Origin of the sequence: Microcystis sp. M090S1 (assembly GCF_020246295.1) — a bacterium.
Taxonomy (GTDB): Bacteria; Cyanobacteriota; Cyanobacteriia; order Cyanobacteriales; family Microcystaceae; genus Microcystis; species Microcystis aeruginosa.
On sequence record NZ_JADBTF010000011.1, the window covers coordinates 26,552 to 41,144 of the forward strand.

Sequence of the window (14,593 nt, forward strand, 5' to 3'; positions counted from 1 at the left end):
TTCCTCGCTAATCTGTTATTACTTTTCACTAAACACTACTAATTTGGAACTGGATTATGAATTCCCCCAATCCTGTCACTAAACAGCAAGAAACTGCCATCAAAAAACTGCGATTGCCCTGGCGATTAATTATTACTGGTATCCTAGCGGCCACCTCGGTTTTTGCCTATCCTACCCTGCGTAATGTCCTCTTAGAAGACACCTCTGAATCCACCACCTCAAAAGAAACCGCTTCGTTAGCAATCGATAAGAGCAAGACGGCAGCCTTACCGGTGCGAACCTTAACTTTAAGTCCTGTCACCCATCACCAAGAACCGCGCCGTTATACGGGTAATATTGTGGCTAAACGGACAAGTGAACTAGGATTTGAGCGTTCGGGACAATTAATTAGTTTATTGGTTCAAGAGGGTCAAGAGGTACGCCGAGGTACTTTAATTGCTACTCTGGATACACGCAATTTAGAAGCACAAAAACAAGAACTCATCGCCCAGCGATCGCAAGCCACGGCTAAACTGCAAGAATTACAAGCTGGTTCCAGGAAAGAAAGTATCGCCGCAGCCCAAGCAAAAGTCCGCGATCTCAGGGAACAATTAGCTTTAGCCCAATCTAAATACCAAAGACGGCTAGGATTGTATCAAGAAGGGGCAATTACCAGAGAACAACTCGAAGAAGTGCAAACAGATGTTAATGCACAACAAGCGAGAATTGATGAAGCCCAAAGTCAATTAGATGAACTCAAGGCCGGTACTCGTCCCGAATTGATTTCTCTGCAAAAAGCCGTTATTGACCAATTTGATGCCCAACTGAAGAATATTAAATTAGAGATTGAGAAAAGCCAACTTCAAGCCCCCTACGATGGCACTATTGCCCTCCTTCACGTCAATATTGGCACTGTTGTTTCTGCAAGTAATCCGATCGTTCGTTTAGTGGAAAGTAATAAACTGGAAGCGCGTATAGGGGTTCCCATTGACCAGTCCGAAAACTTACCAATTGGCAGTAAACATCGTTTAAAAATTGGTAACAAAATAGTAACAGGACAAGTCACTTCAACCTTGCCCCAAATTGATCCAACTACCCGTACCGCCACGGTTATTTTAAGTTTAAATCAGACTCAGGGCCTGATTCCGGGGCAAGTGGTCAGCCTAGAATTATCTCAATCAGTTCCACAATCGGGCTATTGGTTGCCCACAGAAGCTTTAGTACAAGGCACGAGAGGATTATGGTCTTCCTATGTTCTAGGAGAAGCTAATCCCGATAATCCTCGACAGTTTACCGTCAAACGCCAAGATTTAGAAGTTCTAGCGATTCAAGGCGATCGCTTGTTGGTGCGCGGGACTCTCACCTCCGGTGATCGAGTGATCGTCGAAGGGGTTCACCGCATCGTACCCGGGCAAATGGTGGAAATTTGGTAGTCAGTGGTCATTAATCAGCTTTATTATCCCTAATAATCTCCAATGAATAACTTATTTGAACGTAAACCTAGATTACTAATTCTGACCTTAATTCTGATTATTGTCTGGGGATTGTCTTCCTTTCAAATTTTGCCGCGCATGGAAGATCCCGAAACAATTAATCGAGGTGCCACCATTACCACCAATTTACCCGGTGCCAGTCCTTATCGGGTCGAATCCCTAGTGACCGAAAAAATTGAACAATCTCTCTCTAGCATCAAAGAAATTAGCCTGATTGAGTCCTCCTCAGAATTAGGGCGTTCCACGGTCAATATTGAACTTAAAGATGAAGTGACTGATGTGGATCCCGTCTGGTCACGCATTCGCGATCGGATTACCGATGTCATCCCGGAACTACCCCCAGAAGCCCAAAGACCCTTATACGAAGAAGGATATAGTAAAGCCTTTAGTTTATTGACTGCCATCCTTTGGGATCTAGATACCGCTCCTAATTACGCTATTTTACGCCGACTTGGCCAAGAACTGTTCGATGAATTAGAAGCCCTTTGGGGAACCGAAAGGGTCGAGTTAGTCGGGGTTCCGGCCGAGGAAATTTTAGTCGAAATCGATCCGGTGAAATTATCCTCCCTGGGCCTAACCGCCGTCGAAGTTGCCCAACAAATTCAAACCAGTGATGCCAAGGTCGCCGCCGGACAACTTCGCAGTAATCGCAATAATTTATTATTGGAAGTCGATACCAGTTTAGAATCACTCTCTCGGATTCGAGCAATTCCGATTCGTTACAGTAATGAGGGACAATTTACCCGTTTAGGAGATATCGCTCTAGTTACCAAGGGAATTCAAGAACCACCACCAGAACTAACCATTATTAACGGTAAACCCGCTATTGTGGTGGCCGCTATGATGGAATCGGGGCAACGCATAGACGAATGGACAGCGGCGGCCCAGGCCAAGTTAGACCTGTTTCGACCCTCTCTCCCCCAAGGTGTGAGCCTCAAGATAATTTTTGCCCAAAATCGTTATGTGGCTAACCGACTCGATGGATTATTCAGCAACATGATCCTAGGGTTACTCTGTGTCATGGGGACAGCTTTTGTGATGATGGGATGGCAGTCCGCCTTGGTGGTAAGTTTATCCTTGCCTTTATCGATCCTGATGGTCTTTGCCGGTATGAATCTCTGGCAAATCCCCCTACATCAAATGTCGGTGACAGGAATTGTTATTGCTTTGGGACTTTTGATCGATAACGCTATTGTGATTGTCGATGAACTGCAAAAAGGACTACGGACCGGAATAGCTCACGAACATATTGTTGCTGAAACCGTTAAACAGTTAGGGATTCCCCTCTTAGCTTCTACCCTAACCACGATTTTGTCTTTTATGCCGATCGCTCTTTTGCCAGGAGGCACTGGCGAATTCGTGCGTACTATCGCCCAAACAGTGATCTTAGCCTTGGTTAGTTCTCTAATTTTGTCCCTAACGATTATTCCTGTCCTCAGTTTACGTTTATATCAACTGACTCATCGATCGCACCAGACAAAAACCCATTGGTGGGATACGGGAATTAATTTACCGCTCCTAACGGGGTTGTATCGCCAAATTTTGAAGTTAATTCTCTATTTTCCGGTATTAGGTCTGGTTATTGGCTTGATTGTCCCAATTACTGGCTTTGTTGTCGCTGGCACTCTCCCGGAAGAATTCTTTCCGCCGGCAGAACGAGATCAGTTAACCCTAGAAATCGAACTGGCCCCCACCACAGCCCTAGAAGTAACTCAGGTAAAAGTGGCTCAAGCTGCAAAAATACTGCTAGATCATCGAGAAATTGGGGAAGTTCACTGGTTTTTAGGGCGTAATGCTCCCCCCTTCTACTATAATCTCTCCGATGGCATTAAAGACTCTCCTAATTTTGCCCAAGCATTGATTCAACTTCGGCAAGTTTCTGATGAACCCCAATTGATCGAAACCTTACAAAAACAATTAAGTCAAGCTCTACCGATGGCTAGGGTATTAGTTAGCCCCCTAGAACAGGGTCCACCGGTGGGCGCCCCGATCGAAATTAGGGTTTATGGCTCAGAATTGGAGATGTTAAGGAAAATTGGCGAGTCCTTACGGGAAGAACTGGCAAAAATACCCGAAATAACCTATTCTGTTGCTGATTTAAGTGAAATTCAAGCTAAATTAGCCTTAAAAATTAATGAAGAAAAAGCTCGACTGATTGGTTTGGATAATGCGGCGATCGCCAGCCAATTGGATAACCTTTTAGAAGGTTCTGTGGGTGGCTCGATTTTAGAAGCAACGGAAGAATTACCCGTACGAGTCCGAGTCGGTAATCGCGATCGCGAGCAACTGCCACAAATTGCCTCTTTAAATATTCTCGGTAACTCCGCCACTGCTGAACGGGCGAATATTTCCCTTTCCTCCGTGGCAGAATTTGATTTTCTCCCCGAATTAGCCACGATTCCTCGACGAAATGGCAAGCGAATTAATACGGTGAAGGCCTATGTTCAAGCTGATGCGATCGCTGCAACGGTTTTAGACGAATTTCGCCAAAACTTAGAATCGGGCAAATTTTCCCTTCCGTCAGGGTATCGGCTCGAATTTGGCGGAGAGGAAGAAGAAAGAGATACAGCTGTGGCTAATCTAATTGCTAGTGTGGGAGTCTTGGCGATTCTAATGCTATCAACCCTTGTTCTTTCTTTTAACTCCTTCCGTCTTGCTGCCCTAGTTACTGTCGTCGGTATTAGTTCAATTGGACTAGCCTTATTTTCCCTCTGGTTATTTGAATATCCCCTAGGATTCATGTCGATTTTAGGCACTATCGGCTTAGTTGGGGTTTCCGTTAATGATTCTATTGTCGTGGTAGCGGCTTTACAAGCTTTACCCCCCCATCTTCAACGCCAACGAAAGGCAATCCGGGAAGTGGTCATTGCTTCCACCCGTCACATTCTCACCACTACCTTAACCACCGTGACGGGATTTGTGCCATTATTTCTCTACGGCGGCGCTTTTTGGGAACCCCTCGCTCTCTGTATTTCCATTGGGGTGATCGGAACCACCCTAAGCGCACTGGTATTTGTCCCGTCGGGATGGTACTATCTCGCTCAAGCCCAAAAGGTTTCCCCTCTGTCTGTTTCTGAGTAGCTTGATTAAATACCACTTTTGTAGAGACGTTGCTAGACAACGTCTCTATTGATTTGGGTAAAAATACCCTGAAAGTCCTCTCGGCTCCACCGCCCTGATCCGAGAAAATAGGGAGAATTGACTGGGTTAAATAGGGCTTGCTGAATAATGGTAAAACCCTTTTAAAATAAGACTTTTGACCTGTTAAAATCCGATGTTAGTGCAAGAATATAGGATTAAGACCTTCAAAAACCTGGCATTATCCTTATTATAGTACATAAATTGGTACAAACAAGAGAGGGCAACAAAGCCTGAAACTCCCGACGACCGGCTACTGACGACCGGCTACTGACTCCTAACCCCACCAACAAACTTTTTGCCGCAAGCCCTAAATATAATCGAGTTTAAACAATAGATAAGTTTTTTAACAAGAGTAGTTTCAGATACTAATTACCCGATGGACTGGGGTAGAATTGGAAAAACCAGTCAAACTGTTTTAGCCAAGCTACTTAACTATGATGAAAATTAACTTGCTGTTCGGGTTATCTTCCCTTAAAAAATCGATAAAAAACTTTACATAAACTCAAAGGAGAGCCTCGTAAATTTCTCATCTAAAAGCGGAGTTAGTTATCAGACGAAGTTTTTGGGTGCTTGTGTTGATTACTTCTTAACCACCATCTTAAAGTAGAAGAAGGGAGATGAAAGTTAATCAGTTACTAAGACTCTACGAACAAGGAGAGCGGGATTTTTTAGCCATTGACTTGATGAGTCTAGACCTACAACAAGTGACTCTGATCGCTGTCAATTTTGCAGCGGCCAATTTGTGCGGAACTAATTTGAGTCGCTCTTTTCTGACTAAATCAAATCTGCGGGGAGCGAGTTTGAATTGGGCGAATTTAACCTATGCCAAATTAAGTCAAGCGCAATTAGTAGAAGCGGACTTAACCAAAGCCAATCTCACCGGGGCCTTTATGGTACAGGCAAACCTGCGTAACTCGCGATTAAGTGGGGCGGATCTTTCCCGTGCTAATCTCCGGGGGGCGAATTTATGCGGGGCGAATTTATGCGGGGCGAATTTATACTTAGTTAATCTCTTGGAGGCAACCCTAGATAAAGTCAATCTCAATTGGGCTAATTTGCAAGAGGCGCGGTTAAGTGGCGCTAAATGTCGTCAGATTTCCGCAAGGGAAGCCAATTTTAGCGGCTCTTTTCTTAAAGAGGTGGACTTTCAGGGGGCTAATTTAGAAAGGGCTAATTTTAGCGAGGCACGTCTGACGGGTAGTGATTTACGCGGGGCCAATTTAGCGGGTGCTAATCTAGCGGGAGCGCGTTTACAAGAGGTAAATCTACAGGGAGCGGACTTGAGGGGTGCTAACTTGACGGGGACTTGTTTTGAGAGCGTCACCGGTTGGACAGAAACCGCCCAAGAAGATGATATTTTTCCCCTAGACTGGTTTCAGCCCCGTTTTGCCACTTAAAAGTCAATATATCTGCCGAAAGCCCCTCCTTTTCCTATCGATTAACGATTAGCTGGAGTGGTTAATCTTTGGTTAGGAATGGGGATTGGGGGAGCATTATTCGGCTCGTCCTCGAAGGGTAAAGCAGCAGGAGGAGGAGGAGTGGTAGCACTGGGAGATGGTGCTGGAGATGGCGTGGGATTAACGGCAGCGGGGGGACTTTTCGGGGTGACGACGGGTGCGGGAGAGCTAAAACCGAGGAGAGCTTTGCCAAAGGGAAAAACATTAGCCCAGCGTTGAATATTGGGATGGCCAAACCAATCTTGACGGGATACCTTCACCGAGAGGAGAGGTGCGATCGCCCCTGATTTTTCGGCCGTTATCAATAAATCAATTTTATTAAGACCCTGTTGTTGATTAAAACGACTGATGATAGTTTTCTCTGCTAATTGCGATGCTCTAGTCAATAATCCTTCGTAGGATTCTCCCCGTTTAACTGTGATGGGAAGATTAACAGTGGATTGAGCAAAAACCACATCAACGGCAATAATTCCCGTCAGCAGCGTTAAAACAGTAATAGACTTGTACATAGGACAGACAGTTAAACAGGCACTCCCTCGCTAGGGTCGGGATCTTCCCTGTTAGAGTTCCCCGATCGCTTTCTTAAATTACCACGATCGATCTCTGGCCACAATTGAAAATTTTCCGGTAGCAAAATCGTCCTTGGCTCCTAGCAATAGGCAATAGGGGAATAATTAGGGCTGGCTGAATAAATCTAAAAACTTTGTTGGATAATATCTTTAGGCTTTTTTGAAATCAAAAAGTGCCAGCCATTGGAGTGATCAGGGGGGAAAATTCAGGTACTTTTTCCCTGAACATTGGGTAATTGACCACCTGAAAATGGCTAAAACCCCACACCCGACACCCCACCCCCCACGAAAAACTGTTTCAGCATAACCTAATTATATTTGGCTATATCGACCAGAGGGTTTTAATTATGACACAAACTAGCGAAACCGTTACCTATTCTCTCGAATCTGTCCTGACAAGGATCGAGAGTAAAATCGACAATCTCCAAAGAGATGTTAATCAGAAAATTGACTCTCTCCAAAGAGATATGGATCAAAAATTTGACAATCTCCAAAGAGATATGGATCAAAAATTTGACAATCTCCAAAGAGATATGGATCAAAAATTTGACAGTCTCCAAAAAGATGTTAATCAAAAATTTGACAGTCTCCAAAAAGATGTTAATCAAAAATTTGACAGTCTCCAAAAAGATGTTAATCAAAAATTTGACAGTCTCCAAAAAGATGTTAATGATTTAAAGGTGGAAGTCACAGAAATCAAAGGAGATATTAAAACTCTTGATCAGAAAGTCGAAACAATGGATAAACGACTGGAAAAAGTCGAAGATAGTTATGCAATCCTAGTTAAAGATATTGCGGACTTGAAAGGGTTTAAATCTCTGATTATCCCCATGATTGTAGCTTTTTTAAGTGCCGTGGTAACTTTGGGATTGCGCGGCTTTTTTCTTGGCAACAAACCTTAATTTTTTATTTCAAGAAAGTAGTTATTTTCAAGAGGTTTTTAATGATGACACAAACTAGCGAAACCGTTACCTATTCTCTCGAATCTGTCCTGAAAGAAATTAAAGATAGCATTAAAGAGGTTAATCAGAAAATTGACTCTCTCCAAAGAGATGTTAATCAAAAATTTGACAGTCTCCAAAAAGATGTTAATGATTTAAAGGTGGAAGTCACAGAAATCAAAGGAGATATTAAAATTCTTGATCAGAAAGTCGAAACAATGGATAAACGACTGGAAAAAGTCGAAGATAGTTATGCAATCCTAGTTAAAGATATTGCGGACTTGAAAGGGTTTAAATCTCTGATTATCCCCATGGTTGTAGCTTTTTTAAGTGCCGTGGTAACTTTGGGATTGCGCGGCTTTTTTCTTGGCAATAAACCTTAAATATATCAGGGGATATTTTAATCATCAAGTTTATTTTGTACTCTACCAATAAAATCCATGAGTTTTTGTATTAATCCTCATTGTCCTAAACCGAAAAGTATCACGGAGAGTCGTTACTGTCAATCCTGTGGTTCCGACTTGCTTTTAAATGGTAAATATCGAGTCACAAATTTATTGAGTGCCAAAGGTGGATTTGGTAATACCTATGAAGTGATAGATGAACATAAAATACCCAAAGTATTAAAAGTTCTTACCTACGATTCCAGTAAAGCTATTGATTTATTTCAACAGGAAGCCAATCTTTTAAAACAATTAAATCACCCCGGTATTCCCAAAGGAGAAAACTATTTTATTTATCATCCCCGGGAGAGTCAAACTGCTTTACACTGTTTAGTTATGGAGAAAATTGCTGGTATTGACTTAGAAGAATATCAAAAACAAAGAGGATTTAAACCGATTGATTATAATCTCGCTTGTGATTGGTTAACTCAGTTAGCTAATATTCTCTACGAAGTTCATAAACATAAATTCTATCATCGTGATATCAAACCCTCTAATATTATCTTAAAACCCGATGGTCAATTAGTTTTAATTGATTTTGGAGCGGCGCGACAAGTCACTAAAACCGTCCTAGCAGGAGGCAAAAATACAGGAATTTATACCCCCGGATATGCTCCTCCCGAACAATCTCGCGGTCACTCTGTCCCCCAGTCAGACTTTTATGCTTTGGGCAAAACTTTCGTCTTTTTGTTAACCGGTAAAGAACCCAGTGACCCGAAAATTTATAATATTAATACCAATGAATTTAACTGGCGTAAATATACCCCAAATATCCCTTCTCGATTAGCAGATTTTATCGATAATTTAATGGCAGAAAAACCTATTGATCGACCTAAAGACACCAAAACTTTGCTAAAAATTATTACTGATATTAAAGCCAATCCCCATCAAACTAAAAAAACTAAAAAAACTAAAAAAACTAAAAATTCTTCTCTTGAAAAACCTAAAATTATTCCTATTCCCAATCCTGCACTTATTTCTTTACTCGCTGCAATTTCTCCCAGTTATGCCGGGTTTTGGCTCCGTTTAAAAGCCTCTTTAATTGATTCTTTTATCGTTCTTATTATCGCCGCTTTATTAGGTGGTTATATCTGTTTTCGCTTACAACAATGGTCAACTTTTCAAGATTTAAACCTTGATTTTGATATAGCCAAAGAAATCTGGGTTTACTACGCAGCAGGATTAAGTGCAGCTGGAACAACAATTTTTGGTTTTGCTTTATTTATAGCAGCAATTATCTATAATATTCAAGCCAAAATTAACTTTACTCACGAGCATATTGCCATCCTGACTGCTCTCGGTTTAGGAATAGTTATTAAATGGTTATATTATGTTTTCTTAGAATATCTTTTTAAAGCCACTATTGGTAAAATGTTTTTTGATTTATCCGTCACCGATAGCGAAGGAAGACGCATATCTTTTGCGAGAGCCAATCGCCGCTACTTACTAAAATTTATCTCCACTGCTCCCTTATATTTGGGCTTTTTACTGGCAGCCTGGACAAAGAAAAAACGCGCCCTTCATGACATGATTTCCGGTACACAAATCCGCAAAAAAAGTAACCAGAACCTAGAAAAGTAGGGAGATGGGAGCAGGACGATAGGATAAAATCAACTACAATAGGGACAAGATATTCCTGCTTGGTAATTGGGGGATTGTTTATCTTTTTCATCGATGGGATGACCGCAAGCGGGACACATTTCATAATGTCCTACCTCTAAATTAGCTGTTAGGGCCACTCTTTGATCGAAAACAAAACATTCTCCTTGCCAAAGACTCTGATCGGGACTAACTTCTTCTAAGTATTTCAAAATACCTCCCTCTAGCTGATAAACTTGAGAAAAGCCTTGATTTAATAAAAAAGCTGCCGCCTTTTCACAGCGAATTCCCCCCGTACAAAAAAGAGCTATTTTTTTATCGTTAATACTATCAAAATTGTCGTGAATATACTCAGGAAATTGGCGAAAATGCTGGATTTCTGGGTTAAGCGCTCCCGCAAAAGTACCGAGCGCCACTTCATAATTATTACGAGTATCGATAACTACCACGTCCGGCTCTTTCAGCAATTGGTTCCACTCTTCAGTTTTGAGATGAATTCCTGTTTTTTCGAGAGGGTTAGCCTTGGGTTGACCAAAAGTCACAATTTCCTTTTTTAAGCGAATTTTTAAGCGTTGAAAGGGCAAATAATCGCAAACAGACTCTTTCACCTCTAGATTAGCTAAACGAGTATCGGTTTTTAACCAACTAATCACCTCTGCGATCGCTTGACTGTTCCCGGCGATCGTTGCATTAATCCCCTCGGCTGCCAGAAGAATAGTTCCTTTAATTCCTCTTTCTTGGCAGTATTTTTGTATTTCTGGCTGTTTTTGACGATAATCTGACAAAGCCACAAACTGGTAAAAAGTGGCGACTAGATAAGACATGGCAGGCAAGGGAAAAATTAACTTGTAATATTTTTCACTATAGGTTATGATAACGAAAGTGTCCTAAAAACCAGATCGGGGGTTTAGCTCAGTTGGTAGAGCGCCTGCTTTGCAAGCAGGATGTCAGCGGTTCGAGTCCGCTAACCTCCATAGCATCTCCCCCATAGTCCTGACTGATTCACTTTTGCTTGGTGATTAGCTCAAGTCTTTTTGGGGAGACAATTAGCTAGGGTTGCCGAAAAAGTTTTTCCTGGGGGCAGGGTGTAGGGTTTAGGGTTTAGAGGGAGTCGTCTTGGAGTCTCCCCAAAACGAAAACTTCGTACCTCACCATTAAGATAACTGCTATCAATGATGTCTCGTACCTATCAAGCTACTGGAATCAATCTGCAAGGAATGGCCTTCGGAGAGGCCGATCGCCTCTTAACTATTTTGACCGCCGAATATGGTTTAATTAGAGCCATCGCTCCCGGTGCGCGCAAGTATAAATCTTCCCTGCGGGGTAGAAGTGAACTATTTGTGGTCAATAATCTGTTAATAGTCGCAGGAAAATCCCTAGATAAGGTCGTTCAAGCCGAAACTATCGAATCTTATCCCAAATTAAGTCAAAATCTCGCCAAACTCACCGTTAGCCAATACCTCTGCGAACTGGTTTTGGCGATCGCTCTGAGCGAACAACCCCAGAGGGAATTATACGAATTAATCTGCAGCCATCTGGCCAGAATTGAAGTCCTCGACGAAAATCAATACATACTTCCCTACCTTTGTCAAGCAATTTTTCATTTCTTAATAATTGCCGGTTTAGTGCCGCAAGTCCATAACTGCCTGTTGACGGGAAAAGCTTTAATTGGGAACAATTGCCTAGGATTTAGTTTCGAGGCAGGGGGAATAATAGATCTAGCTGCCCTAACAGAAACAATCAACCCGCCCAAAATCGATAGTAAACTGACGTTGCAAGAACTGCAATTACTGCAATGCTTAGGAAAACCCGATTTTCCCCCAGAAGAAAACCTTACCTCAGAACTAGCTTGGATTAACCTCGATCGCCTGCTGCGCCGCTATACTCAATATCATCTGGGAAAAACTTTTCGCTCCTCGGCATTAGTTGAGGGTTTATCTCCCTTAGAATTTTAAACAGATAGCAAAAATCATCATAATGCAACTGTTTGACTCAGAAACTGACGACGCTACGTCTAGCGACTCCTCCACTCCTGTTTTTAATTCTTCCGATTCCTCACCGAGGCAATCCGACGCAGAAACCATGAACCGCTTGCCTAAACGTGCGCCCAAATCCAATCCTAGTCAGGGTTTTGCCCCAGTGCTAAAAAACCCGCGCTTTCTCACTCTCTGGGCGGGGGGAATTTTTTCCCAATTAGCGGATAAATTCTATTTAGTCCTGATGATCTCCCTAATTGCCACCCATTACCAAGAAGCCGATCAGTCGATTAGTGGCTGGGTATCGGCGATAATGATTGCTAATACAATTCCGGCGGTGTTAGTGGGTTCGGTGGCGGGTGTATATGTTGATAGATGGTTAAAAAAACAAGTTTTAGTTATTTCTAACCTTTTACGCGGGGCTTTTGTCCTCCTCATTCCCCTATTATTATGGTTAGTGCGCGAGCAAACTTTAGCCGTTCCCCTCGGTTGGCTGCCGGAAGGTTTAAGAAATTGGCATTACCGGCTACAAGGAGAATTTAATTTACCCTTCGGTTTTTTCCTGTTGTTAGTCATTACTTTTCTTGTCTCCACCTTAACCCAATTTTTTGCCCCCGCCGAACAATCTACCCTGCCATTGGTGGTAAAACGTCGTCATCTTCTACCCGCTAATTCCCTCAACACTTTAACCACCATGGCGGTATTAATTATCGGTTTTGCCATCGGTGAACCGGTATTAGCTTTTGCCGATAGCATTTTCGGCACGAGAGCCGGACAATTTGATATTGGCAAAGTGATGATTGTCGGTGCTTTTTATATAATTGCCGGTTTAATTCTAATTATCCTGCGAACTAACGAAAAATATGTCATTCCTACCGCAGAACAGCCCCATGTTTGGGAAGATATCCGCGACGGCATTCGTTACCTCAACAAAAATCATAAAGTTCGTAACGCTCTGATTCAATTAGTCATCTTATTCTGTATTTTTGCTGCTCTATCGGTATTAGCCGTCAGTATGGCGGAAAAACTACCCGGGTTAAAAGCTTCTCAATTCGGCTTTTTATTAGCCTCCTGTGGTGCAGGAATGGCAGTTAGTGCGATTACTTTGGGTTATTGGGGCCAAAAATTCTCCCACACCCAATTAAGTCTCTGGGGTTCCCTGGGTATGGCGGCAGCTTTAATCGGTTTATCTCTAGCCACAAAGAGTTTAATTTTAGCCTTCGCTATGACGGCTTTATTAGGGATTTTTGCCGCTTTAGTCGGGGTTCCCATGCAAACCACCCTACAGGCAGATACACCCCCCGAAATGCGCGGTAAAGTCTTTGGTTTAGAAAACAATGCCGTTAATATTGCCCTCTCTTTACCCTTAGCTGTTGCGGGTATCGCCGAAACTCAATTCGGACTCCGACCGGTACTATTAGCTTTAGCAGTTATGGCAGTTATCGGCGGTGGTTTTACTTGGTATGTTTCTGGCAATTTATCTAAAGATTAGCGGGACTTTTCAGTTATCAGTTATCAGTTATCAGTTATCAGTAATCAGGAGTCAGGAGTCAGGAGTCAGGAGATTGCCTTTATTTATTCTCCTATCTCCCCCGCAAAGAAGCGAAACTAACATTAACTAAACGGTAGCTTTTGGTAGTAATTACTGAGTAACGCACAGAAAACGGGTTTCTCGGAGAAACCCGTTTTCTACTCATGCCTCATGCAAAAAGGGGAATAAATAATCAGTCTTTAATAACCAGATTTAGTATCAGGAGACAAAGTAACCTTAAACTTGTTAGAATCAAAAAGTTGTTATTTTCTGGTAGTCATTCACCGCTCAGATTAGTTAAGATGATATTACATGACTAATAATATTGACCATGATCGCTTATTTAAGGAGTTAATCTCCACCTTTTTTGTCGAATTTTTTGAGTTGTTTTTTCCTCAAGTGATGGATTATTTAGATAGGGACTCGATTACTTTTTTAGACAAAGAAGTATTTACCGATGTCACGGAAGGAGAAAGGCATGAAAGCGATTTAGTCGCACAAGTTAAGTTTCGCGGAAAAGAATCTTTTTTTCTGATTCATCTGGAGGCGCAGGAAAGTTCCCGCCAGTGGTTTAACCGGCGAATGTTTACTTATTTTGCTCGCTTTCATGAGAAATTTGTCTTACCGATTTATCCCATTGTAATTTTTTCTTATTCAAAGCCAAAAAAAGAAGCAATTAGTCAATATGTAGTCGATTTTCCCGATTTCAAGGTTTTAGAATTTAACTATCAAGTCGTGCAATTAAATCGATTAAATTGGCGAGATTTTCTCAATCAGCCGAATCCGGTTGCTTCGGCTTTGATGGCTAAGATGAACATTGCCGACAAAGAGCGAGCCAAAGTTAAAGCGGAATGTCTGCGCTTGTTAATAACTTTACGGCTAGATGCGGCGAGAATGCAATTAATTTCTGGATTTATTGATACTTATCTCAATCTAAATCCGGTCGAAGAGATACAATTTCAAGAAGAGATTAGCACATTTAGTCAACCCGTACAGGAGGGAGTTATGCAAATTACCACCAGTTGGATGCGTCAAGGTATTGAACAAGGTATCGAACGCGAAAAGACGTTTATTATTCGCCAACTTAAACGCAAGTTAGGGGAAATTAATCCTGCATTAGAAACTAAAATCATGCAGTTAAGTATTGATGATGTCGAAGCATTAGGAGAAGCTTTATTCGACTTCTCTACGGTTGAAGATTTAATCAATTGGTTAAATACTTTAACTGCCTAGTTTTGACGTTAGCGATCGCCTTTTGTCCATCACCCGCTAAAATTTTCATCGAAAATTTGGGTCTGAAACCCCGTCGTTCTACGACGGCTTTACTGTTAAATATTAGCACATTTACGAAATATATGCTAAAATGTGAGATATGGAAAAAGCCTACTCGTTCCGATTTTACCCCACACCCGAACAAGAGTCGCTATTGCGGCGCACTTTGGGCTGTGTAAGATTGGTTTACAA

Annotated in this window: 12 protein-coding genes and 1 tRNA gene; 11 read left to right on the top strand and 2 right to left on the bottom strand. The window is 42.0% G+C overall.

The features are described 5' to 3' along the window. Window positions 1–56 precede the first annotated feature (56 nt). From IM477_RS00420 to IM477_RS00430, 3 genes are all read left to right on the top strand, one after another. A complete protein-coding gene (locus IM477_RS00420) occupies window positions 57–1,412 on the top strand; it encodes an efflux RND transporter periplasmic adaptor subunit (protein ID WP_287730000.1) in 1,356 nt (451 codons plus the stop codon). Between the two features lie 42 nt (window positions 1,413–1,454). Next, a complete protein-coding gene (locus IM477_RS00425) occupies window positions 1,455–4,553 on the top strand; it encodes an efflux RND transporter permease subunit (protein ID WP_287730001.1) in 3,099 nt (1,032 codons plus the stop codon). A 677-nt stretch (window positions 4,554–5,230) separates the two neighbouring features. After that, window positions 5,231–6,010, top strand: a complete 780-nt coding sequence (locus tag IM477_RS00430) for a pentapeptide repeat-containing protein (RefSeq protein WP_287730004.1) — start codon at window positions 5,231–5,233, stop codon at window positions 6,008–6,010. Between the two features lie 41 nt (window positions 6,011–6,051). Here the strand turns inward: IM477_RS00430 and IM477_RS00435 are convergent, their stop codons facing one another. After that, on the bottom strand, window positions 6,052–6,579 hold the full coding sequence (locus tag IM477_RS00435; RefSeq protein WP_287730007.1) for a hypothetical protein: 528 nt from the start codon (window positions 6,577–6,579) through the stop codon (window positions 6,052–6,054). Between the two features lie 407 nt (window positions 6,580–6,986). Between IM477_RS00435 and IM477_RS00440 the strand changes: the two genes are divergently transcribed. Genes IM477_RS00440 through IM477_RS00450 form a run of 3 tightly spaced genes read left to right on the top strand, consistent with a single transcriptional unit; the run spans window position 6,987 to window position 9,604 of the window. Next, window positions 6,987–7,541 carry a hypothetical protein gene (locus tag IM477_RS00440; RefSeq protein ID WP_287730009.1) on the top strand — a complete coding sequence of 185 codons (555 nt, stop codon included), beginning with the start codon at window positions 6,987–6,989 and terminating at the stop codon, window positions 7,539–7,541. Window positions 7,542–7,585: 44 nt separating this feature from the next. Beyond that, window positions 7,586–7,963, top strand: coding sequence for a coiled-coil domain-containing protein (locus IM477_RS00445; RefSeq protein ID WP_287730023.1), 378 nt, complete (start codon window positions 7,586–7,588; stop codon window positions 7,961–7,963). A gap of 57 nt (window positions 7,964–8,020) precedes the next feature. Further along, window positions 8,021–9,604: a protein kinase domain-containing protein gene (locus IM477_RS00450; RefSeq protein WP_287730011.1), complete on the top strand. Its 1,584-nt coding sequence runs from the start codon at window positions 8,021–8,023 to the stop codon at window positions 9,602–9,604. A 29-nt stretch (window positions 9,605–9,633) separates the two neighbouring features. Here IM477_RS00450 and trhO read toward each other — a convergent pair whose 3' ends face one another. After that, window positions 9,634–10,446 (bottom strand): oxygen-dependent tRNA uridine(34) hydroxylase TrhO, encoded by an 813-nt coding sequence (trhO, locus tag IM477_RS00455; protein ID WP_287730013.1) that lies wholly within the window; start codon window positions 10,444–10,446, stop codon window positions 9,634–9,636. A 77-nt stretch (window positions 10,447–10,523) separates the two neighbouring features. Between trhO and IM477_RS00460 the strand changes: the two genes are divergently transcribed. From IM477_RS00460 to IM477_RS00480, 5 genes are all read left to right on the top strand, one after another. Further along, window positions 10,524–10,596, top strand: a tRNA-Ala gene (locus IM477_RS00460). A gap of 198 nt (window positions 10,597–10,794) precedes the next feature. Beyond that, window positions 10,795–11,577 carry a DNA repair protein RecO gene (gene recO, locus IM477_RS00465; protein ID WP_287730015.1) on the top strand — a complete coding sequence of 261 codons (783 nt, stop codon included), beginning with the start codon at window positions 10,795–10,797 and terminating at the stop codon, window positions 11,575–11,577. A gap of 22 nt (window positions 11,578–11,599) precedes the next feature. Next, complete coding sequence (locus tag IM477_RS00470) at window positions 11,600–13,090, top strand: MFS transporter (protein ID WP_287730018.1); 1,491 nt, start codon at window positions 11,600–11,602, stop codon at window positions 13,088–13,090. 351 nt (window positions 13,091–13,441) lie between these two features. Next, window positions 13,442–14,362, top strand: coding sequence for a DUF4351 domain-containing protein (locus IM477_RS00475; RefSeq protein ID WP_287730020.1), 921 nt, complete (start codon window positions 13,442–13,444; stop codon window positions 14,360–14,362). 139 nt (window positions 14,363–14,501) lie between these two features. Continuing rightward, the coding region (locus tag IM477_RS00480) for a helix-turn-helix domain-containing protein (protein ID WP_190718206.1) at window positions 14,502–14,593 on the top strand (92 nt) is incomplete at its 3' end.